Source organism: Streptomyces sp. NBC_00568 (assembly GCF_026341855.1).
Lineage (GTDB): Bacteria > Actinomycetota > Actinomycetes > Streptomycetales > Streptomycetaceae > Streptomyces.
Genome location: NZ_JAPENW010000001.1, coordinates 2,179,054 through 2,201,442, shown reverse-complemented (window position 1 = coordinate 2,201,442; position 22,389 = coordinate 2,179,054). Strand labels below are relative to the sequence as shown.

The window sequence follows — 22,389 nt, the reverse complement described above, 5'->3', positions numbered from 1 at the left end:
CCGGCGCGGTGCTAGAAGCCTCGCAGGACGGCCGCCTTCGTCCTGGCGAACTCCTCGTCCGTCAGGACGCCGTCACGGTGCAGCTCTCCCAACTCCCGCAGACGGCGCAGCAGTACGTCGTGATGGTCGGACTGGCGCGGCACCACCGGGGCCGGTCGGGGACCGTCCGCGTACTCCCCGGCGCGCGTGGAGGGATGCGGCATCCGTGCCGTGACCGCGGTGGCGACCAGCGCCGTGAGCAGGTCGCGGCGGGTGCTGCCCCACAGATCGAGGGCGTACGGGTCCTTCCCGGGCGGCAGTTTGGAGAAGACCGCCTCGTGTGTCACGAAACGCAGGAAGCCGTCCTCGTAACCGGAGTTGGGCAGCCACTCGACCTGCACGAGATCGCCCAGGGCGATGATCCGCGGGCCCGTCGCCCGCTTGACCCGGTCCGAGGTGTCCGCCCAGTCGATGCGCACCTGCGTCCCGTCGAAGGAGACCGTGCCGTCGCTGGAACGGACGGACACCGGGACGGGCGGTCCCGCGAGCAGATACGTCTTCGCCGGTTCCTTGGGGATCTGGTCCAGGAGCAGCGCGCGGCGGATCTCCTCGGCGACGTACTCGGCCACCCCGGAGCGGTCGATGTCGACCGTCAGGCTGTAGGGGTCCGCCGTGTCGGGAAGCCGGCCCCCGGTCGCCTGAAGCAGCGGGTCGGAGCCCTCGCGCAGCCGCAGACGCAGGCGGCCGCGCTTGCGTTCGGGTGCGTAGACGATGCCCGACACCGCCTCCAGGGGAACGGAGATCTCGCCGTACGTCTGCCGGAACAGCGGCACGCTGCGGTGCAGTCCCGGCGTGATCCTGACCGTGCTGCCGTCGAAGGCCCAGGTCCCGTCGCGCTGGATGATCTCGGCCATGGAGAAATTCTCGCAGCCGGGTCAACACGGGGTGGCCGCGCTTCACCCGCGCTGACCCGACCTGACGCATGCGCACCATGCTCCGTACGGCACAATTCGCTGTCATCACGGGGCAGTTGTCAGGCAGGTGTACGTGCTTCGCGCCCTTGGGGGTGGGGCGGGCGGGTGCTCCGGCCGGTGTGACGGTCGGGCGTACGGACGGTTCGGCCGTACGGAGTTTTCTGGGGCGGGAAGGCGGCAGTTGGCGTGGCGGTGCAGGAGGCGAGACACGGTGCGGGGCACGGTGCCGGGTCGGGTGCCGGGTCGGGCACCGGACCGGGCGGCGGGCGGAGCGGTGGTCCGGGCGGCGGGCCGGGCGGAGGCCTGGGCGGTGGCCTGGGTGGTGGGTCGGGAGCGCACGAGGGTGGCTGCACGTGCGGGGACTGCCCGCACGGGGCGCGTACGGGGCACCGGCGGGCCGTCGCCGCGTTCCTCGCCAAACGTGACGCGTTGGCATCGGGGCAGGGACTGCCCGCCGCCGTCGCGCACTCCGCCTCCGCGTCCCGGCAGTGGGTGTCCGACGAACTCACCCAGTCCGCGGACCTCGTCGCCGAACGCGGCCGCATCGAGGGCGAGGCATGGCTGGGGCGGCTGTGGCGGTACACCGCGTTCACCGTCTGGGGTGGCGTCGTCGTCCTGCTCCTGGTGCAGGCGCTCACCGCGATCGGGGCCGGCTGGACTGCGGCGCGGACGGCCGGGCTGGTCGCCGCGGTCGTCCTGGCCGGACTCCTGACGGGAGCGGCGTGGCTGCACCGGGCGCGGGGCGGGGCCCTCGCGCCGGTCATCGGCGAGGACAACCGTCTCTCCACCTCCCGTGCGGTGGCCGCCGGCTGGGTGCTGGTCGTGGTGTACGCGCTGCTCGTGCTGGTGGGGCAGTTGGCGGCGGCCTCCGCGCACGGCCGCCGGGACGAACTCATCGCCGGGCTCGGGCTCGCCCGGGGCGCCGGTGTCGTGACCGTCGTCGCCGTGGTGTGCGGGGTCGCGGTGCTGGTGCGGAGGGTGGTCGGGCTGCGGGTGCTCGGGCAGCGGCTGCAGAAGGTGCGCGCGGACCGGCCGCGCGCGGCCGACCTGCTGACCGATGACGCCGGGCGGGGGAGCTTCGCCGACATCCAGTACGTGGTGATCAGCGTGGTCGCTCTGGTCTTCGCGGTGGTGCGGCTGGCCCGGCGGCCGTCGCAGTTGCCGGACCTTCCGTGGGGGCTGGCCCTGCTGGTGCTGGTGTCGGCCGCGACCTACCTCGCCGGGAAGTACGCCGAGGGCGGGCGGCCGGTGGTCCTCTCGGTGGTCCGTGCCCGTGAGGCGGGCGATCTGGACGCACCCATTCGCACCGGGGACGACATCGAGATCCGGGGGGCCGGGTTCGTGCCGCCGGGGGCGCAGAGCGCGGACCGGCTGTCGCGGATGGTCGTGCGGATCGGGCCCGTGCATGTGCATGTGCCGTTGGTGCCGGTGTCCGGGGGGTTCAGCAATCCCACGGACGCGGTGCTGACGGTGCCGGTGCCGGTGGATGTGGAACCCGGGCGGGTGGAGGTGCAGGTGGTCACCGCGGCGGGGGTCGAGACGAACCGGTACGAGATCGATGTGACCGACTGATCCGTGACGTCGTCCGGTGCGGGTCCGGTTCGGTTCGGTGCGTGCGTGCGTGCGTGCGGGTTCGGTGGGTGGGTCGGGGCCGTGCCGGTACATCCCAGTCCGTCGCCGCTGGATCAGACGTGAGTTCTGAACGGGAGCCGCTGCTCGATCCGAACGTAAGCGACGGACATCAGGGATGTACCGGCGCGGCCCCTCCCGTGCGATGTCCGCTGCGGGTGCAAGATCCAGCCCCTCCAGCGTTTGAGGAGCGGGGTCTGGGGCGGAGCCCCGGGTACGGGACGGGTAGGGGCGGAGGGGGCGAAGAGAGGTTGTGGGGGTGCCGGGGGAGGGGTCAGGCCGTGGTGTTCGGGGAGGTGGGGGCAGGAAAAAAGGTTCCGGCTCTGAGCGGGGGGCCGGGTTCGTACGTATGGTCTGTTGTGGGGTCAACGGCACGCGGGTGAGAGGCGGCGGAGAGCGATGACTCACGGTATGCGGACGGATACTCACGCCCAGTATCTCGAGGAGAGGCGGGACTGGCGGGAGACTGCGACCCGTTACGCCCTGTTGCCTCTGCGGGTCTTCCTGGGCGTCACCTTCATCTACGCCGGCCTCGACAAACTCACCGACAGCGCCTTCATGAAGGCCTCCGGCTCCGGCTCGATCGGCGACATGATGCGCACGGTGCGTGACTCCTCCGCGATCCCGGCCCTGGTCGACCTGTCCCTGAAGAGCCCCGTCGGCTTCGGCTACGCCATCGCTTTCGGCGAGCTGGCCGTCGGCATCGGCACCCTGATCGGCCTGCTGGGCCGCCTCGCCGCACTCGGCGGCGCGCTCATCTCGCTCAGTCTGTGGCTGACCGTGAGCTGGGCCTCCGACCCGTACTACTACGGCAACGACCTCGCCTATCTGATGGCCTGGACCCCCCTCGTCCTGGCGGGCGCCTCGGTCTTCTCCGTGGACGCGGCCTTGCGAGCCCGGCGCAGGCAACGCGCCGGGGCCTACCGCTAGAAGGCAAGAAGAGCAGTCCTAGGAACTCACGCCGCGCGGACCCGGGTCCGCGCGGCGTCTGCGTACGGCGTGGGTCACGGTCGCGACGGCGCCCGCCAGGCAGAGGCCGATCACGACGACGGGGATGATCGCGAACCACTCGGTCTCCCACCAGCCGGCCGCGTCCCCGGCGTAGGCGGTGCCCCCGGCGGTGAGGAAGAGGCCCGCCACCAGCTTTCCGGGCTGGAACTCATGACGTGGCACGGGCCACCTCCGCCTGGCCCACGCCGACCTGGAGATCGAGGTCGAGGGTGCCGCCGTTCTTGCCGCCCGTCGCCGGAGGCAGGGTCACCTGCTTGTGCTTGCCCGGTTCCACGTCCACGTCCTTCTCGTTGTCGCCCGGCAACTGGATGTCCCCGACGCCCACGTCGATGCTGAGCCGCACGGTCACGTCCTTGGGGACGATCACCTTCAGCCGGCCCGCGCCCACCTCGGCGTCGGTCGTCACCGTCTGGTCCTTGGCGAGGTCGAGGCGGCTGAGGTCGAGGGTGCCCACGCCCATGCCCAGGTCGTAGTTCGGCCGTACGTCGGCCACGGTCGCCGGAGTCCAGTTCTTCCGCACCCATTGGGTGCTGATGTCCTTCGGAAGGGCCGCGGACGCGGCGAGGAGGCCTGCCGTGATCACGGCCAGGAAGATGGTTCCCGCGCCCGTGCGTCCGAGGAAGGCGCTGAGGGCGATACCCAGGCCGAACACGATGAGAGCGGCGGCCAGTCCGGCCTGAAGGCTGGTGCCGAGCTTCTGGTCGTTCCAGGTCAGGCCGGTGCCGAGGCCACCCGCGAGGAGGGCGAGCAGGAAGACCCGACCGCCGATGCGACGGGGGCCGCGCTGCTTGGGCTCCCGCTCCGCGCGCACGCCGGGGCGGGAGGTGCCGCGGGCGATGTTGAGCGCGGCCGCGACATCCCGGTCCCGGGCCTCCTGGGGGCCCCACAGATAGCCGGTGCCGCCGACGTGCGAACCGTCCTTGACTATCGGGTCGCGCCACCAGGACGGGTAGGAGGCGGGGACGGGCGGGGCCTGCGCCTCCGGCGGGGCGTCTGCGACGGCTTGAGCGGAGAGCGGGTCCGGGTCGGTGGCGCCGCGGTGCTGCGACCAGTAGCCCGCGCCGGCCAGCAGCAGGGACAGGACGACGGCGAACGTCAGCACGCCGCCGTTGTTGAGCATGGACAGGAACACTCCGCAGCCGACCAGCGCGAAGAGCACGGCGGCCAGGGCCTGGCCGTCGACGCGGCCGGTGAGCAGCTTGCGGACCTCGTTCTCCTCGTCCTCGTCGTACGGGACGAAGAGCCAGGCGAAGCCGTAGAAGATGAGGCCGATGCCGCCGGTCGCGGCGAGCACCGCGAGCACGATCCGGAAGATCACCGGGTCCATGTCGCACTGCCGGCCGAGCCCGGCGCACACTCCGCCCAGCATCTTCTGCCGGCGGTCGCGCCGGAACCTGCGCGGCACCTCGGAGGCGGCGCCCGCCTCCCGGGGCCGGGCGGTCGCCGCATCCCCGTGAGCGCGCGGCTCATCACCTGGAGCGGAGCCGGAGTCCGGCTCCGCCGCCGCGTGCTGCTGATCTGTCATGCGTCCATGGTGACGGGCGGGACGGCGCCGCGGCAGTCGGGATGACCCTGGCCGAACCCTGATATCCGCCCCGAGGGGGAGGGCGGGGCCCGTTCGATCGCCGGTTTCCCGAAGATCAGGGGAGTATCGGGGGCCGACCCTGATGCTCCGGTCCGCCGGGCGTGTGACCATCGATGCCATGCCGGAAGCCGCAGCCATGCCCGTCGACGACCCGCGGCCCCCGCGCAAGCTCTACCGCAGCAGCGACGGACGCTGGCTCGGGGGCGTGGCGCGAGGGCTCGCCGGGCATCTCGGGCTGCCCGTGGTCTGGGTGCGGCTGATGTTCGTCGGACTGTTCATGGCGGACGGGCTGGGCGCCCTGCTGTACGCCGCGTTCTGGTTCTTCGTGCCGCTCGGCGTCGGCGGCGTCGGCTCCGGCCGTACGCCGGCGTTCACCACCGAGACCTCGCCCGACGGCCGGCGCAGACTCGTGGCCCGCAAGCCGGACAAGGGCCAGATCGTCGCCCTGCTGCTCATGGTCGTCGTGGCCATGGTCTTCGTCGGCAATGTGAACCTCGGCGGCGGGACCAAGGCGTATCTGTGGCCGACCGTCCTCGTCGGCGCCGGTGTCGCCCTGGTCTGGCGCCAGGCGGACAACGCGCGCCGGGCCCGCTGGGTGGAGGTCGGCCGCCGTCGCCGTACGCTCACGCTGCTGCGGTCCGCTGCGGGCGTCCTGCTCGTCACCGCCGGTGTCTCCGGGATATTCGTCCTCCAGGGCTCAGCGGCCCACCTCGGCTCGGTGCTCCAGGCGGCGCTCGCGGTCCTCGTCGGTATCGCGCTCCTCGCCGGCCCCTATCTGGTCCGCATGACCCAGGACCTCTCCGAGGAGCGCCTGATGCGCATCCGGGCGCAGGAGCGGGCCGAAGTCGCCGCCCACGTCCACGACTCGGTGCTGCACACCCTGACCCTGATCCAGCGCAACGCGGAGAACGCCAACGAGGTGCGGCGGCTGGCCCGCGCCCAGGAGCGCGATCTGCGGGCCTGGCTGTACAAACCGGAGGGCAGCGGCAAGGACGAGGACGAGGAGCCCGACACCCTCGCGGAGGCGGTCCGCCGTCATGCCGCCGAGGTCGAGGACAAGCACGGCGTTCCCCTCGAGGTCGTCGTCGTCGGCGACTGCCCGCTCGACGACCGGTTGACCGCGCAGATGCAGGCGGCGCGGGAAGCAATGGTGAACGCGGCCAAGTACGGTGGCGAGGGCGGCGCCGTACAGGTCTACGCCGAAGTCGAGGGCAGGACGGTCTTCGTGTCCGTCCGTGACCGCGGCCCCGGCTTCGACCTCGACGCGATACCCGCCGACCGCATGGGCGTCAGAGAATCGATCATCGGCCGCATGGAGCGCAACGGCGGCACGGCGCGACTGCGCGCGGTGCCGGACGGCGGCACCGAGGTCGAGCTGGAGATGGAAAGGGCGGAGAAGACGTCATGAGCGACGCGAACGAGCCTGTGGAGTCCGGCGGTTCGGCCGGAGAGATCCCCGGGGCCAGCGCATCCGGAGCGGCCGGACCGGCCGGCGCCGAGGGCGGGCGCCGGGTGCGCGTGGTGCTCGTCGACGACCACCGCATGTTCCGTACGGGGGTCCAGGCCGAGATCGGACAGACCGAGCGGACCGGCGTCGAGGTGGTCGGCGAGGCCGCGGACGTCGACCAGGCGGTCACGGTCATCACGGCCACCCGCCCCGAGGTCGTCCTTCTCGACGTCCACCTCCCCGGCGGCGGCGGCGTCGAAGTGCTGCGCCGCTGCTCCCCGTTGATGGCCGACGCCGAGCGGCCGGTCCGTTTCCTCGCGCTGTCCGTGTCGGACGCCGCGGAGGACGTGATCGGCGTGATCCGCGGCGGCGCCCGCGGGTACGTCACCAAGACGATCACCGGCACGGATCTGGTGGACTCCGTCTTCCGCGTCCAGGACGGCGACGCGGTCTTCTCGCCGCGCCTCGCCGGATTCGTCCTCGACGCCTTCGCCTCCACCGACGCCCCGCCCGTCGACGAGGACATGGACCGTCTCACCCAGCGCGAGCGCGAGGTCCTGCGCCTCATCGCCCGGGGGTACGCGTACAAGGAGATCGCCAAGCAGCTGTTCATCTCCGTCAAGACGGTCGAGTCGCACGTCTCGGCGGTGCTGCGGAAGCTCCAGCTGTCGAACCGGCACGAGCTGACGCGCTGGGCGACGGCGCGACGGCTGGTCTGAGCGACGCGGGGGAATCACACCACCCGGGTGGCACCCGCGAAGGGCATCTCGTCGATCGGGGCCACCCGCACCGGTGCCGACGGATTCGGTGCGTGGATCATCTGCCCGTTGCCGACGTAGATGCCCACGTGGGTGATCCCGGCGTAGAAGAACACCAGGTCGCCGGGGCGGAGTTCGGAGCGGGAGACCCGCTGGCCGGCGTTGATCTGGGCATAGGTGGTCCGGGGCAGCGAGAGGCCCGCGGAACGGTACGCGGCCTGGGCGAGTCCGGAGCAGTCGAAGGCGTCGGGCCCGGTGGCACCCCAGACATAGGGGCTGCCGAGCTTGGCGTAGGCGTAGGAGACGGCCGCCGCCGCCCGGGAGCTGGGCGCCGCGGCGGTGGCGCCGGCCGGGGCCGCCTGGACCGGTCCGCGGGCCGAGGAGCGAGAGACGTGCTGCTGCTCGGCCGCGCCGCCCCGCTCCACGTACTGGGTGCGCTGCTCGGGGGTGAGCCGCGAGAGCAGCCGGCGTGCCGCGTCGAGCTTCCCGTTGATCGTCTTCTTCTGCTGCTTCAGCTCCGTCTGCCGTGACGTGAGCGAGGCCAGTTCGACGTGCGCGGCACCGCGCAACTGCTCGATCTCCCGCAGCTGTTTGCGTACCCCGGAGACGGCCGCCGACTGCCGGGTGCCGACCCGCTCGGCGAGCGCGGCCCCTTCCAGGTACTGGTCGGGGTCGTCGGAGAGCGCGAGTTGCACCGCCGGGTCGAGTCCGCCGCTGCGGTACTGCGCAGCCGCCATCGAACCCAGCGCGTCCCGAGCCGAGTTGAGCCGGTCCTGCCTGCGCGCCGCCTCGTCGCGGAGCGTGTCCAGGTGCGCCTCCGCCTTGTCGGCCTTCTCCTTGGCGCCGTTGTACTTCTCGGTGGCGGCCTCCGCCTCCTCGTACAACTTGTCGACCTTGGCCTTCACCTGCGTCGGGGACAGCTGGGGGTCGGCATGCCCGATCCCGTCGAAGCCGGTCGCCGTCGCCGCGCCCGCGAGGGCGATGGTGACTGCTGTGCGGGCCGTGTTTCCGCCGATCGAGCGCTGCTTGGTCTTGCGGTGCGCTGCCACGAGGGCCCACATCCTTCCGTACGACCGTCCTGCGAAGGCGGTCAAGCGGTGACACGTCCGGCGGCGGCTCACACAGGGGGAGCGGACCGCCGCCGGACCTTCTCGGCGGTGGTGGCCGACTGCCGCCCCTGGCCCGGGCGGCGGTGGGGAGCCGGTCACCTGGGGGAGGACGTTAAACCTGGGAGTGCGGCGTTGGTAACGCCATGTACGGAACTGTCCCTACTGGACCGCCTGGTGACCTTATGTGACCGAGATCCTCGCCTGCCGTCGCCGCCTTCACGCAGGGTGATGACCGATGCCATGAATCCCGGACAACCGGAGTGGCTCCGGTGCTATGGATGACACGGGATGGCCAGGTGACAAGTGAGAGGGGAGCGAAGGGTCGGGGTGAAGGGGCGGCCCGATGGGAAGAGGCGTCAGGGTGTGCGATTAGGCTCCGGCCCCATGGACGTACTCATCCATCTCTTCGTCGGCCTGCACATCATCGGCATCGCCGCGCTCCTCGGCGGCTTCCTCACCCAGATGAAGGCGATGGGCCGGGGCACCGCCCGCTTCGTCCCCGCGATGCTGCACGGCGCCCTGACCATGCTGGTCACCGGCGTCGCCCTGGTCGGGCTCAACCAGGCCGACGGCAACACGGTCAACAACGTCAAGATCGGTGTGAAGCTGGCGCTGCTGATCGTGATCCTCGGGCTCGTCTACGTGAAGCGGGACGACGAGAAGGTGGACAAGGGTCTCTTTGGCCTCGTCGGGCTGCTGACCGTCGCGAACATCTTCATCGCCGTCCTGTGGACCTGATCAGCCCCTTCGGTCCAGACGCCGCGGCCCTGTCCGGCCCCCTCACCCCCGCGCCGCGGACCTGACGGCGAGGACGGAGCCCGCGGCGACCGCGAGCCACGCCGCCACCGCGAACCACAGCAGCACCTGGCCCGGTCCCTTGAGCCAGAAGACACCGAGGGCGGCCGCGACCGAGAGGGTCGACACCGCCGTCATCCCCATCGGGAAGACGGTCGACCAGCGCAGTACGTCGTACCGCAGGCGCGGCCACACCGCCTCCGTGACGAGCAGCACGCAGTAGCAGGTGAGGTCGAGCACGAGCAGCGCGCCGGTCGTGGCGCGCAGGACGCCCTGGTCGTCGTCGTTCCACAGGTACGGGCTCGCATGGTGCGCGGCGACGAGTCTCGCCCCGGCCAGCGCCGAGATCGCGAGTGCGCCGCCCGCCACCCAGTGGTCCCCGGCGCCCCGCTTCACCTCCCACAGGTCGAAGTGCGCGAACGACACCCCGTAGAGCACGATCCCCAGCCAGAACAGCACCAGCGCGGCATGCGCGAGCCAGTCCGTGCCCACGGCCGTGGCGATCGTCGAGCCGAGGACCGAGAGTCCCTGTGTGGCCACACAGACGAGGAACACGCCTCCCGTCATACGGCGCCGCCGGTGCCGTACGACAGCCAGGAGCAGTACCGGCCAGAGCGCGGCCGACAGCGCGAGCAGCGCCTCGGCGAGTCCCTGCCACCCCAGTGCGGAGAACCGGGTGCCGAGCACGGTGGTCGCCGCGACGGCGGTGAGCCCGGCCGGTGTGCCGGCCTGCCGCATCCATTGCTCCCGGTCGCGTACGAGCCGGGCGGCGAATTCCGCGGCGAGCCCGAGCCAGGCCAGGGACGCGAGGACCAGCGCGATCCGGGAGAGGGTCTCGTAGCCGGTCAGCTGGAGTCCGACCGAGATGATGCCGGTGGCCAGGACGGCGGCGCCGGCGGCGGGCGGCCGCCCCGCCCACCAGGCGCGGAACGAGGGAGTGTCCGGCATGTCCGGTGTGTCTGGCATGCGCCCGATGCTAGGGATCTCCGGGCCCGTTCCCGGCGGGGCACGCGCGTGCGGGGCACGAAAACACGGGGCACGCGCGCGTGGGGCCTCTCGGCTTCACTCGCGCGTGCCCCGCGGCAGGCCTCGCTCGTACTCCGGTCTACGCCGGGCGCACCACGCTGTGGATCGCCGAGGTGCCGTCGTAGTAGATCGACTCCTCACGGACGTACGCCCCCGGCTTCGGCGCGTGGATCATCATGCCGTTGCCGATGTAGACGCCGACGTGACTGATGTCGTCGTAGAAGAAGACCAGGTCACCGGGCTGGGCGTCGGCGAGGGAGACCGTCGTGCCGGCGTTCACCTGGTCGTAGGTGACGCGCGGCAGGCTGACACCGGCGGCCTTCCAGGCGGCCTGGGTCAGGCCCGAGCAGTCGTAGGAGTCCGGGCCGGTGGCACCCCAGACGTACGGCTTGCCGATCTGCGTGCGGACGAAGGTGACTGCCTTGGCCGCCTTCGTCGCGTACGAGGAGTCCGTGGCCGTCGAACCGGACGTCGAACCGGACGTCGAGCCGGTCGTGGTGCCCGACGACTGCTGCTGCGCGGCCTTCTCCGTGGCAGCCTTCTCGGCGGCGGCCTGCTGTCGTGCCAGCTCCGCCGCCTTGGCCGCGGCCTCCTCCTGCTTCTTCTTCTCGATCGCCGCCAGCCGCGCCTTGTCCTCGGCGTTCAGCTTCGAGAGCAGGCCGCGTGCCTCGGCGAGCTTGCGCTGCACCGTGGCCTTGGACGTCTTGAGCGCCTTCTGCGAGGCCGTCAGCGACTGGAGGCTCTCGGTGGCCTCCGCGCGCTTCTTGGTGGTGGCGGCCTGCTCGGTGATGTAGTCGTCGACGGACGCCTTCTGGCGGGTCGTCAGACGGCTCATCAGCTGGGTCTGGTCGAAGTAGTCCTGCGGGTCGTCGGCGAGCAGCAGTGTCGCGGTGCCGGGCGTGGAGGCCCCGGTGCGGTACTGCGCGGCGGCGAACGAGCCCAGCTCCTCGCGGGCGGTGTTGAGCTTCTCGGTGCGCTCGGCGACGTCGTCGAGCAGGGTGTCGACGCGCTCCTTCTGCTTGGCGGTCTTCTCCCGGGTGGCGTTGTACTTCTCGGTGGCCGTCTCGGCCTGGTGGTAGAGGTCGTTGACCTTCTTCTCGACTTCTTCGAGGCTGGGCCTGGGGTTCGCCGAGGGGGCGGCGTTCGCCGTCTGGGAGAGCAGGGCCATGGAGGTGAGGGCGGCCGTCGCGAGGGCCGGGGTCCGTATGCCTGCGACACGCGTACCCGAAGGACGCCATTTGCGGTGCGACGCCAAGAGAGGCGACTCCTTCCGTCATCCGCCTACCGAGTTAGCTGTCGGGTTCGGGCGGGTGGTTCCGGAAGGTTGCCCTACGGTCCGTGCCCCACAAGGCGGTTGGACCGATTCACCCCAAGGTCGGTGGGTCCCCGGCTCCGGCGGCCTCGTGGGCGTGCCGAACTCGGCGGAGGCCGCTCGGCCCGGCGACGTTCGCCGGTTGCGGTCGAGTGGCCTTCCCGCACGCTAGCCAACGGGTGTGGCCCGTGTGAAGGTTGATGCGCGATATGCCCGATACATTTTCGTGACCTTCGCCATGTGTCCCGCTATCCGCGACGCATTCACGGCGATCCGTTCGGATATGGGCGCATTGGCCGCTCGCGCCCGTCATGGAGCGACGGCTTCCACGGGAGCGCTCGCTGCCGTCGCGGCGCGGTGCCTTCGGGGGCCGGGCGGAGGCCGACTCCGTCCCGCCGGGCCCTCACCTGGGGTGACCGGCCGATCATGTGCGGTCACGGGCTTCCGGGTGCCATGGCCGCGAGCCCGTCCGCCCCGGCGCCGCGTCACGACTTCCGGTCGAGTTCCCGGGGTGGCGGCGGGCTGTCAGTGGGGCGGCCTAGACTCGGAGAGCGATGAGCAGCCTCTTTGACGACAGCTTCCTGGCGGACCTCAAGCCCTCCGCGGCCCACGAGGACGAGCACCCGCCGCCGCCCGAGGACGATCACGGACCGGAGCCGGTTCCGGACGATCTGTTCGGCGGGAAGTTCGACGCGCCGCCGAGCCGGGACGCGTACTACCGCGACGGCGCGCCCCGGCCCGTCGTGGACCCGGCGGCCCTGCTGGACGGACTGAACGAGAACCAGCGCGCGGCCGTGGTCCACTCCGGCTCCCCGCTGCTCATCGTGGCCGGCGCGGGCTCCGGCAAGACCCGTGTGCTCACCCACCGGATCGCGCATCTGCTCGGCGAGCGCAATGTCCACCCCGGCCAGATCCTCGCGATCACCTTCACGAACAAGGCCGCGGGCGAGATGAAGGAACGCGTCGAGGCGCTCGTGGGCCCGCGCGCCAACGCGATGTGGGTGATGACCTTCCACAGCGCCTGCGTCCGCATCCTGCGCCGCGAGAGCAAGCGGCTCGGTTTCACCTCGTCGTTCTCGATCTACGACGCCGCCGACTCCAAGCGTCTGATGGCGCTCGTCTGTCGTGATCTCGACATCGACCCCAAGCGCTTCCCGCCGAAGTCGTTCAGCGCCAAGATCTCGAACCTGAAGAACGAGCTGATCGACGAGGAGGACTTCGCCGCCCAGGCCGCCGACGGCTTCGACAAGACCCTCGCCCAGGCGTACGCGATGTACCAGTCGCGGCTGCGCGAGGCCAACGCGCTCGACTTCGACGACCTGATCATGACCACGGTCAATCTGCTGCGCGCCTTCCCGGACGTCGCCGAGCACTACCGCCGCCGCTTCCGGCACGTCCTGGTCGACGAGTACCAGGACACGAACCACGCGCAGTACGCACTCGTGCGGGAGCTCGTCGGCACCTCCGAGCACCCCGTGGACGTACCGCCCAGCGAGTTCGACCTGGCGCCCGCCGAGCTCTGCGTCGTGGGTGACGCAGACCAGTCGATCTACGCCTTCCGCGGCGCGACCATCCGCAACATCCTCCAGTTCGAGGAGGACTACCCGAACGCGACGACGATCCTCCTCGAACAGAACTACCGCTCCACCCAGACGATCCTGACCGCCGCCAACGCGGTCATCGAGCGCAACGAGTCCCGCCGCCCCAAGAACCTGTGGACCAACGCGGGCGCGGGCTCGAACATCACGGGTTACGTCGCGGACACCGAGCACGACGAGGCCCAGTTCGTCGCCGACGAGATAGACCGTCTCACCGACGCGGGCGAGGCCAAGGCCGGCGACGTCGCGGTCTTCTACCGCACGAACGCGCAGTCCCGTGTCTTCGAAGAGATCTTCATCCGCGTCGGCCTGCCCTACAAGGTCGTCGGCGGCGTCCGCTTCTACGAGCGCAAGGAGGTCCGGGACGTCCTGGCGTACCTCAGGGTGCTGTCCAACCCCGAGGACTCCGTCCCGATGCGCCGCATTCTGAACGTGCCCAAGCGCGGTATCGGCGACCGCGCCGAGGCGATGATCGACGCGTTGTCGCAGCGCGAGAAGATCAGCTTCCCGCAGGCCCTGCGCCGGGTCGACGAGGCCTACGGCATGGCCGCGCGCTCCACCAACGCGGTCAAGCGGTTCAACACGCTGATGGAGGACCTCCGTACGATCGTCGAGTCCGGCGCGGGCCCGGCCACCATCCTGCAGGCAGTCCTCGAACGCACCGGCTATCTCTCCGAGTTGCAGAACTCGACCGACCCCCAGGACGAGACCCGGGTCGAGAACCTCCAGGAACTCGCCTCCGTGGCCCTGGAGTTCGAGCAGGAGACCGGCGAGGGCGAGACCGCGGGCGGGCTCTCCGCGTTCCTGGAGCGGGTCGCGCTCGTCGCCGACTCCGACCAGATCCCGGACGAGGAGGACGGCAACGGCGTCATCACCCTGATGACCCTGCACACCGCCAAGGGCCTCGAATTCCCCGTGGTCTTCCTGACGGGCATGGAGGACGGCGTCTTCCCGCACATGCGCGCCCTCGGACAGGTCAAGGAGCTGGAGGAGGAGCGGCGCCTGGCGTACGTCGGCATCACCCGCGCGCGGGAGCGGCTCTACCTCACCCGGTCGTCGATGCGCAGTGCCTGGGGGCAGCCCTCGTACAACCCGCCCTCCCGCTTCCTGGAGGAGATCCCGGCGACCCATCTGGACTGGAAGCGCACGGGAGCGATGGCGCCCGTGTCGGCCGGCCCGGTCTCCGGTGTCGCCGCGTCACTGTCCTCGTCGCGCTCGCGGTCCGCGGCCTCGGGTGCCTCCGGGTTCGCCACGCGCCGCGGTGTCTCCGAGAAGCAGGTGGTCTCGCTGGCCGTCGGGGACCGGGTCACGCACGACCAGTTCGGCCTCGGCACGGTCGTCGGGGTGAAGGGGACGGGCGCCAACGCGGAGGCGACGGTCGACTTCGGAGAGCCCAAGCCGAAGCGGTTGCTCCTGCGGTACGCGCCGGTGGAGAAGTTGTAGCTCGGGGGACCGGTCGCAGGACCGGGCTCCGTCACAGGACCGGATCGCGGGGACCCTCGGCTGTCCGAAGACGGCCCGGGGCCCCGGAGTCGGCCGTCGGCTCTCCCGTCGCGGCCGCCGCCGCGACGAGTTGCGCGTCACGCGCTACGTGGGGTCCAGACCGTGGCTGCGCAGCCACGGCAGCGGGTCGATCGCCGAACCGCCGGCGGGACGGACCTCGAAGTGCAGGTGCGGGCCGGTCGAGTTGCCGGAGTTCCCGGAGAAGGCGATCTGGTCACCGGCCTTCACGGTGGTGCCGGAGGGGACCTTGTACGTGGAGAGGTGGCAGTACCACGTCTCGGTGCCGTCCATCGCGGTCACGATCATCATGTTGCCGTACGCGCTGTTCCACTGCGTCCGGACGGTCCCGTCGGTCGCGGACAGCACCGGTGTTCCGTACGAGACCGGGAAGTCGATGCCCGTGTGCACGGACATCCAGTTGACGCCCGCCTGGCCGAAGTAGGCGCTGAGGCCCTGCCGCGCCACCGGAAGCGCGAACTTCGGACGCAGCCGCTCCTTGCGGGCCGCCTCCTCCGCCGCCTTCTTCTTCTCCGCCACCTGCTGGGCCTTGAGGTCGATACGTTCCTGCGTACGGCTCGCCCGGTCGGCGAAGTCGTCCGCGCCCGCGGAGAGACTCTTGAGCTGGGTGTCCAGTTTGTTGTTGGCGGCCGAGGGCTTCACCGAGGCCGCGTCGGGGGCGCTGGCCGTCGTGTCCTTCGTGTCGTCCCCGCCCATCCCGCCGACGGAGGCGGCGGCGATCCCCGCGACCCCCATCACGCAGGCGGAAGGCACCGCGACGGTCAGCAGAGCGGAACGTTTCGCGGGGCTGCGGCGCCGGGAACGGGAAGCGGTCCGCGACGCGGGGCGCGGGGTGATCTCTTCCATGTCGTCGAGCAGCGGCGTCTCGCGCCCCTCGTCGTACGCCTCGTAGGAGTCGTCCGGGTCGACGGAGTCCGCGGCGTCGTCGAACTCGTCCTCCTCGGAGGCGAGTTGATCGTGGACGGCCTGATCGAAGGTGGCGGTCGCCTGCTGATCGAAGGGGACCGGAGCCCCCGCGTCGGACTGCTGCTCGTACGTCATGTCGAGCTGCGTGAGCTCGTGGTTGTACGACTCGGGCTCCGCGTGCTGCTCGTACGACTCGGGCTGCGTGTGCTGCTGTTCGTACTCGTTCTGCGGGTGATGCTGTTCGTACGACTCGGGTTGCGGGTGCTCGTACGCCTGGTACGCGTCCTGGCCCCCGGCGTTGTTCCACTGGGTGGCGTCGTACGCGCCCGTCTCCTGCGTCGGCGCGCTCCACTGCTGGGTCCCCTCGGGCGACTGCCCGGGCTGGATCCAGGTGTTCGCGTCCCACTGGCCCGAGGCATCGGGGCCCGGGTGCTGCGCGGGGATGTCGGCGAGCTGCTGATAGCCGGTCGCCCAGGCCGTCGTCCCGTAGGCGCCGGTGTCGTAGGCGGCTTGGTGCTGGGCCGCGTACGGGTCGTAGTTCAGCGTCTGTTGGGCGCCGGAGTTCCACTGCGTGGCGTCGTACGAACCGGTGCCGCCGCCCCCGCCCGGCATGTTGCCGAAGAGCGGATCGGTGTCGAAGTTCGTGGTGGCGTAGGCGCCGGTGGTGGCCGCGTTCGCGCCGGAGTCGAAGGCCGTGGCGGAGTAGTCGCCGTACGCGGTGAAGTCGCCGTACTGGGCTTCTTGCGCGCCATACGGCGCGTAGAGCGCCGAGGCGGCATCGGAAGCCGGGGCCGGGGGAGTCACGATCCCCGACGGGTGACGGTCGTTCACCAACTTCTCTTTCGCCTCGACAACAGGGGCTGGCAGAGCAGTGCGGTGACTGTACCCGGCGGTATGCGGGCGCGACAATCTTCGGCAGGTTTCCCTCTCGCAGGAAACGGGCATTCGGCCGTGTTTCGGGGGAGGGTGGGCAAGGCTTTGGCCTGGCGTTCGATAAGCGTTCGAAGTGAGGGTGCCCCAGGGAGGCCCCCGGGGCGGCTGTCAGGCCACCGTGAGGCCGGCGGTCCGGGCGGCGGTACGGGCTCCCGGCTCCTCGAGGTCGAGCGCCTGCCGAATCCCTGTCGCGACGGCCGGATGCACGGGCAGCGCGAGATGGCCGACTCCGCTGACACGGACGTTCTGTGCGAGCAGGTCGGGATGCTCGACGCAGGCCGTCTCCAGCGGGTCCATCAGATGGTCGAGATCGCTCCAGAAGCTGACGAACTGCGTGCGGCAACCCGGGGCCGGCCCGGTCAGTTCCTCGATCACCGCGGAACCGGGGCGCATCTGGCGGACGATCGGGTGCGCGTTCATCACGGGGGCGACGCGGGTGCCCGAGTGCGGGGTGCCGAGCGTGACGAGGGTGCGGACGTGGCTGTCACCACCGAGGCACTGCACGTAATAACGAGCGATCAGTCCACCGAGGCTGTGCCCGACGATGTCCACCCGCTCGTGGCCCGTGCGCTCGCAGATCTCCTCGATGTGCCGGCCCAGCAGCTCCGCCGCGGTGCGGATGTCGCACGTCAGCGGCGAGTAGTTGAGGGATTCGATGTGCTGCCTGCCGTGCTGGGCGAGATTGCGGCGCAGCAGGAGGAAGACGGAGCGATTGTCGATGAAGCCGTGCAGCAGGACGACCGGGGGCTTTTCCTCGGTGGGCAGCTTGGCGGCGGCGTCGGGTGAGGGGAGTGAGGCTGCGGTGCGGCGTTCCTGGGTGATGCCTGAGGGATAGAGGAGGAGGTGCCCGGCGAGAATCGCGATCTCCAGGGCTGTTGCCTTCAGGAGGGCCACCGAGAGCCCTGCGAGCTTCGTCGGAAACAGGCGCTGACAGAGGAGAAAGGGCGACGCGGCCCCAGTGACCTTCATGGCCGACCTCCAGTCGGCACGCGGCAGGACCGCTCCGTCCCCCGTGTGCCCTAGTGGAAAGCCGTGAGGTCGGTGACGGCGGTGGCCGACGACGCGTCCGCGGCGCCTGAGACGCCGATGACGCTACGGAGTGCCCCGCCGGGGGGTGTGGGACACGACGCCGACCCCGGATCCGCGACGCTCCGCCGGGCTGGGTGCGCCGGCATCGTGTCGTGGCGTGGAGTCGCCCTCGTCGTCCCGCGGTCCTCTTTCCGGCGTTGCTCCCCGCTGTCGTGCCGTCGCCGATGTGCCCCGTCACCACGCTGTCCCGCTGACGACGCGGTGATGCGGCCACCTGATCGCGGCTCTTCTTGCGCCGACTCCGGCCTGGCCCGTACGCCGCACATTCCGTGCGGCGCCGGTGCCGCGGTACGGAACCGTGCGCGGCGAACTTGTCCCAGTGTGTGATTTCCCCCTCGGTCTCCACCGCGAAACTGCCGGTTACGGGATGCTGGCGATAACGTTCGTTCACTTACCCGGGCCGATACGGCTCGGGGCGCCTGTGCCGCTTGGCTCATCCGGTGATCCGGGGGCCATCGGTGCGGCGAGCGGAAAAAATGTGCGATATGTGTCGATGGTCAGTAGTTGGCGGTCGACGAACGCCCACGGGCAACAGTGGGTAGTCGTCAGCTGTCGCTCGGTAGTCGTCGCCGGTCCTCGCCGGTCGGTGGTCGCCGGCGGTGGTCGTCAGTCGGTGGTCGTAGGCATGTGTCGGCAGTCCTCGTCGGTACAGGTTGATGTAGTCGGTTCATGGAGGCAGTGATGGGTGTGGCAGCCGGACCTATCCGCGTGGTGGTGGCCAAGCCGGGGCTCGACGGCCACGATCGCGGGGCCAAGGTGATCGCGCGGGCGCTGCGCGACGCCGGTATGGAGGTCATCTACACCGGGCTCCATCAGACCCCCGAGCAGATCGTCGACACCGCGATCCAGGAGGACGCCGACGCGATCGGACTGTCCATCCTCTCCGGTGCCCACAACACGCTCTTCGCGGCCGTCATCGCCCTCCTCAAGGAGCGCGAGGCCGAGGACATCAAGGTCTTCGGCGGCGGCATCATCCCCGAGGCGGACATCGCTCCCCTCAAGGAGAAGGGCGTCGCGGAGATCTTCACCCCGGGCGCGACGACGACGTCGATCGTGGACTGGGTCCGAGCGAACGTCCGGCAGCCGGCCGGAGCGTAACCGCCCTCGTCGGCGTGACCGTCCCGTCGGCGTGACCGCCGGGTGTCCCCACCGTCGCCGGCCGGGTGGTCCGGTTGCGCGGATGGTGGGGTGCCGGGCTGTATCGCAGCGCCGGGCCGTCCCGTGGTGCCGGGCTCGTGCCGCGGCGCCGGGCCGTCCCGTGGTGCCGGGTCGTGCCGACGTGCCTGGTGGGCATGAGGTGCCGGGTGAGCCGCGGTGCCCGGCTGCCTCCAGGGGGCGGGTGGCTGAGGCGCCGCCTGGGCTGACGTGCCTGGTGGGCTTGACTTGCCGGGTGAGCCGCAGTGCCCGGCCGTTCCCAGAGGGCGGGTGGCTGAGGCGCCGCCTGGGCTGAGGTGCCGCCTGGGCCGCGGTACTCGGCCGTTCCCAGGGGTGGGTGGGCTGAGGTGCCGCGTGGGCCGAGTCGTGCCGTGTGGGTCCGGGTGTCGGCCGGGAACCTCATGGCGGCGACAGCTCGGCGGCCATCGCCGCCCGCAGGCGCAACGTCGTCACGAGTCGCTGGAACGCCTCGGCCCAGTAGCCGCCGGCTCCCGGTACCGCGTGCTCCGACTCGTCGGGCACCGAGGTGAGAGCGTCGAGCCGACCCGCCTCCCCAGGGTCGAGGCAGCGCTCGGCCAGCCCCATCACCCCGCTGAAGCTCCAGGGGAAACTTCCCGCGTCCCGCGCGATGTCGAGCGCGTCGACCACCGCCCGCCCGAGGCTCCCCGCCCAGGGCACCGCGCACACCCCGAGCAGCTGGAACGCCTCGGACAGTCCGTGCGTACCGATGAACCCCGCGACCCACTCGGCCCGCTCCTCGGCGTCCATGGTCGCGAGCAGCTTGGACCGCTCGGCCAGGGACACCGCCCCCGGCCCCCCGGCCTCCGGTGCGGAGGGTGCCCCGAGGAGCGCCCTCGACCATCCGGGATCGCGCTGCCGCACCGCCGCCCGGCACCACGCCGCATGCAGCTCCCTCTGCCAGTCGTCCGCCACGGGCAGGGCCACGATCTCTTCCGGCGACCGTCCGCCGAACCGCTCCCGCCAGGTCCCGAGCGGCGCCGCTTCGACCAGCTGGCCCAGCCACCAGGACCGTTCGCCCCGGCCGGCCGGGGGTTTCGGCACCATCCCGTCCCGCTCCATCCCCGCGTCGCACTCGTGGGGTGCCTCGACCACGATCACCGGCATGCTCCGCGTACGGTCGACGGCCACGCACGAACCGGCCCTGTCCGCCATCCGCGCGGCGAGCGCCGAACCCGGCAGCGCGGACAGCAACTCGGCCGCCGTCGCCCGTACATTGCGGCTGCGGTCGGCCAAAGCCCGTTCGAGGAACGGTTCGTCCTCGGCGCACAGCCCGGACCGCAGCGAGTCGAGGAACATCAGCCGGTCCTCGGCCCGCTCCGTCGCCCAGGTCGTGACGAGCAACTCGCGTGCGGCGGAGGCATCCTTGGCCCGAACCGATGCCAGCAGGGCGACCCGCTCGGCGAACAGTCCCTCCTGCCACAGCTGTTGTACGCGATCGGCCTCGTCCGGCCCCGGCAGCGCCGCGCCACCGCCGGGCGAGGAGCGCAGCGCGAACCGCCACTCCGGGTTCAGCCGGGCCAGCCACAGCGCCCGCGGCCCGGCGAAGGCCAGCGCCGCGGGACGCAGGTCCGTGCGCCCCCGGGCCGCGTCGAGGAGCGCCGGGAGGGTCCCCGGGGGTGCCGCGAATCCCCGCGCGTTCGCCAGGGTCAGCCACTGGGGCAGCAGCTCCATGAGGTCGGGCGCCGACCCCCTGCGGCCACCGCCGCCCGTGCCGGGGCGGTCCGCCAGCAGCGTCGCCAGTCTGCGGGCCGCGGCGGGCGGCAACGCGGTCCGGGGGTCCGGCGCCGCGGGCTCCGGACGGGCCGCCGCCCGTGCCGGCCGCACTCCGGCCCGCCGTCGCACGGTCTCCACGGCGGCCGCGTCCAGCAGCGCCGCCGGAGCCTGCTGCCCCGGGTGCCGCCCCGGAGGTGTACGTCGCTCGGTCCCGAGCAGCGCCACGGTGACGAGCTCCTCCCAGGAGCCACCGACGGGCACGCCCGCCGAGGTCGAGGTCGTGTTCATGAGCGTCCTTTCCGAACGGTGGGCATCAGCGGCGGCCGACCGCCGCGGCGGGAGGCCGGGGTGCCGGGCGTGGTGACGGCGGTCAGCACAGCGGAACCGCCTCGCCCTCGCCCTGCGGCCATGCCGTCAGCGGAGTGAAGCCGCGGTGGCCGCACTCGCCGAAGACCGTGACCGGGGCGCCGCCGGACAGGGCGACCAGTCGCCACAGATCGGGACGGGACCGCGAGGAAAGAGTGAGCGGCAGAGCCAACTCTCCGTCCGCATCAGCGAGTTGCCATGAATCGCCGTCCGGGATCGGGACGACCCGGTCCAGAGTGACCGGGTAGGAGTCCAGCCAGGGGTCGGCGCGCAGGGCCTCTCCGTAACGGGCGGCCGCCTCGGACGTGGTCAGTCCTGCCGGCCGTATCGCCGCGGGCGCCGGAGGAGTGAACCGCTCGCCCAGCGCCGCCCGCACCTGCCCGGCGCCCGGGTACGCGGACACCTCCGCCTCGAAGGCCAGTCCCACCGGAAGCGCCTGCTCGGGAGCCCGGCCGGCCGCGCCGTAGGAGAGGAGCAGTGCCGTCCGGCCGGACTCCGCGCCGTACAGCCAGATCCTGCGCGTCGTGAGCCGCGCGTCCGCGGTGTCGTACTGCGAGAGAACCAGCCAGCGGTCGCGCACCGGCGGGCCGTCCGCCGAGCCGGACAGCCCGACGCGGGATCGGACCGTCGCGGCAAGGTCGTCCGGCAGCCGCTCGCGCCGCAGCCAGCCCTGGTCGAGGAGGTGGAGCAGCGCGCACTCCTCCAGCAGACGCACCGGCCAGCCCGGCCCCGACGACGGGATCGCGCCCAACTCCCGCACGCGCGCCGCCAGACCGGGTGCCTGCGCGTCGACCATCCGGGCCGCCGTCTCCTCCCACAGCCCGTACCCCGCCCGCTCGGCGGAGGCCAGACCGCCGCGCAGCAGGTCCGCCAGTCGCTGCTCCAGCTCGGCCGCCCCCGCGGTGATCCGCTCGGCCCGGCGCTCCGCCCTGCGCCGCGCCGCCTCGGGATCACCCGGCGAGGACGCTCCAGATCCCCCGCCCGCCGTCTTCCTGTCCTCCGCGCGCTTGCGTCTTCCCTCGATCCACTGTGCGGCCCAGTCCGGCTCCTGCCCGGACGGCACCGCGTCGTCCGCACCCGCCCAGAGCAGCAGCAGCCCCAGCGCGTGCTTGCACGGGAACTTCCGGCTCGGACAACTGCACTTGTAGGCGGGACCCGTCGAGTCCGCGATGTCGATGACCGTCTGATACGGCTTGCTGCCGCTTCCCCTGCACAGTCCCCATACCGTCCCCTCCTCGGAATGGCCCGCCTCCGACCACGAACCGGCCGCGCCGAGCTTGCTCCCCGCCTTGCGTGACGCGGCGTCAGGCGCCAGTGCCAGCACCTGATCCGCCGTCCAGCGCACCGCCTGCTGTGTCATGCCATCGAAGGTAGGTCCCCCCACTGACAATCGATCCTCGCGGCCGCGTTTGCGCAGGTCGGAGCGCATTGTCAGTGGCGTGGTGCACGGTGGAACCAGATC

The 22,389-nt window shown here is 71.5% G+C and carries 17 protein-coding genes and 1 riboswitch; of the genes, 7 read left to right on the top strand and 10 right to left on the bottom strand.

The features are described 5' to 3' along the window. Positions 1–11 precede the first annotated feature (11 nt). Positions 12–893: a DUF4429 domain-containing protein gene (locus tag OOK38_RS09380; protein WP_266761865.1), complete on the bottom strand. Its 882-nt coding sequence runs from the start codon at positions 891–893 to the stop codon at positions 12–14. Positions 894–1,256: 363 nt separating this feature from the next. On the opposite strand from OOK38_RS09380, the gene OOK38_RS09375 reads away from it, so the two are divergent. Both OOK38_RS09375 and OOK38_RS09370 read left to right on the top strand, forming a co-directional pair. Then, positions 1,257–2,525, top strand: a complete 1,269-nt coding sequence (locus OOK38_RS09375) for a hypothetical protein (RefSeq protein WP_266849323.1) — start codon at positions 1,257–1,259, stop codon at positions 2,523–2,525. Positions 2,526–2,981: 456 nt separating this feature from the next. After that, positions 2,982–3,512, top strand: a complete 531-nt coding sequence (locus OOK38_RS09370) for a DoxX family protein (RefSeq protein ID WP_266761866.1) — start codon at positions 2,982–2,984, stop codon at positions 3,510–3,512. Positions 3,513–3,530: 18 nt separating this feature from the next. On the opposite strand, the gene OOK38_RS09365 is transcribed toward OOK38_RS09370, so the two are convergent. Further along, positions 3,531–3,755 (bottom strand): hypothetical protein, encoded by a 225-nt coding sequence (locus OOK38_RS09365; protein WP_266761867.1) that lies wholly within the window; start codon positions 3,753–3,755, stop codon positions 3,531–3,533. After that, a complete protein-coding gene (locus tag OOK38_RS09360) occupies positions 3,742–5,118 on the bottom strand; it encodes a PspC domain-containing protein (RefSeq protein ID WP_266761869.1) in 1,377 nt (458 codons plus the stop codon). The genes OOK38_RS09365 and OOK38_RS09360 overlap by 14 nt, the downstream gene beginning before the upstream one ends. 178 nt (positions 5,119–5,296) lie before the next feature. On the opposite strand from OOK38_RS09360, the gene OOK38_RS09355 reads away from it, so the two are divergent. Both OOK38_RS09355 and OOK38_RS09350 read left to right on the top strand, forming a co-directional pair. Further along, a complete protein-coding gene (locus tag OOK38_RS09355; protein ID WP_266761871.1) occupies positions 5,297–6,586 on the top strand; it encodes an ATP-binding protein in 1,290 nt (429 codons plus the stop codon). Beyond that, a complete protein-coding gene (locus OOK38_RS09350; RefSeq protein WP_266761873.1) occupies positions 6,583–7,344 on the top strand; it encodes a response regulator transcription factor in 762 nt (253 codons plus the stop codon). The genes OOK38_RS09355 and OOK38_RS09350 overlap by 4 nt, the downstream gene beginning before the upstream one ends. 14 nt (positions 7,345–7,358) lie before the next feature. On the opposite strand, the gene OOK38_RS09345 is transcribed toward OOK38_RS09350, so the two are convergent. Next, positions 7,359–8,432, bottom strand: coding sequence for an NlpC/P60 family protein (locus OOK38_RS09345; protein WP_266761875.1), 1,074 nt, complete (start codon positions 8,430–8,432; stop codon positions 7,359–7,361). A gap of 444 nt (positions 8,433–8,876) precedes the next feature. On the opposite strand from OOK38_RS09345, the gene OOK38_RS09340 reads away from it, so the two are divergent. Next, complete coding sequence (locus OOK38_RS09340; protein WP_266761877.1) at positions 8,877–9,230, top strand: hypothetical protein; 354 nt, start codon at positions 8,877–8,879, stop codon at positions 9,228–9,230. Positions 9,231–9,272: 42 nt separating this feature from the next. Here the strand turns inward: OOK38_RS09340 and OOK38_RS09335 are convergent, their stop codons facing one another. Continuing rightward, on the bottom strand, positions 9,273–10,253 hold the full coding sequence (locus OOK38_RS09335; RefSeq protein ID WP_266761879.1) for a tellurite resistance/C4-dicarboxylate transporter family protein: 981 nt from the start codon (positions 10,251–10,253) through the stop codon (positions 9,273–9,275). A 139-nt stretch (positions 10,254–10,392) separates the two neighbouring features. After that, the gene (locus OOK38_RS09330) at positions 10,393–11,568 is read right to left on the bottom strand and encodes a C40 family peptidase (protein WP_266761880.1); all 1,176 of its coding nucleotides are present in this window, start codon (positions 11,566–11,568) and stop codon (positions 10,393–10,395) included. A gap of 7 nt (positions 11,569–11,575) precedes the next feature. Next, a riboswitch (cyclic di-AMP (ydaO/yuaA leader) is annotated at positions 11,576–11,747 on the bottom strand. A gap of 432 nt (positions 11,748–12,179) precedes the next feature. Between OOK38_RS09330 and pcrA the strand changes: the two genes are divergently transcribed. Continuing rightward, positions 12,180–14,666 (top strand): DNA helicase PcrA, encoded by a 2,487-nt coding sequence (gene pcrA, locus OOK38_RS09325; protein ID WP_266761882.1) that lies wholly within the window; start codon positions 12,180–12,182, stop codon positions 14,664–14,666. A gap of 144 nt (positions 14,667–14,810) precedes the next feature. Here pcrA and OOK38_RS09320 read toward each other — a convergent pair whose 3' ends face one another. Continuing rightward, complete coding sequence (locus OOK38_RS09320) at positions 14,811–16,481, bottom strand: M23 family metallopeptidase (protein ID WP_266761883.1); 1,671 nt, start codon at positions 16,479–16,481, stop codon at positions 14,811–14,813. A gap of 210 nt (positions 16,482–16,691) precedes the next feature. Next, positions 16,692–17,552, bottom strand: a complete 861-nt coding sequence (locus tag OOK38_RS09315) for a triacylglycerol lipase (RefSeq protein WP_266761885.1) — start codon at positions 17,550–17,552, stop codon at positions 16,692–16,694. 801 nt (positions 17,553–18,353) lie between these two features. Here OOK38_RS09315 and OOK38_RS09310 point away from each other — a divergent pair. Beyond that, a complete protein-coding gene (locus OOK38_RS09310) occupies positions 18,354–18,770 on the top strand; it encodes a cobalamin B12-binding domain-containing protein (RefSeq protein WP_266761887.1) in 417 nt (138 codons plus the stop codon). Positions 18,771–19,226: 456 nt separating this feature from the next. Here the strand turns inward: OOK38_RS09310 and OOK38_RS09305 are convergent, their stop codons facing one another. Then, the gene (locus OOK38_RS09305; RefSeq protein ID WP_266761888.1) at positions 19,227–20,849 is read right to left on the bottom strand and encodes a DUF5691 domain-containing protein; all 1,623 of its coding nucleotides are present in this window, start codon (positions 20,847–20,849) and stop codon (positions 19,227–19,229) included. An 82-nt stretch (positions 20,850–20,931) separates the two neighbouring features. Next, positions 20,932–22,287 (bottom strand): SWIM zinc finger family protein, encoded by a 1,356-nt coding sequence (locus tag OOK38_RS09300; protein ID WP_266761890.1) that lies wholly within the window; start codon positions 22,285–22,287, stop codon positions 20,932–20,934. Between the last annotated feature and the right edge of the window lie 102 nt (positions 22,288–22,389).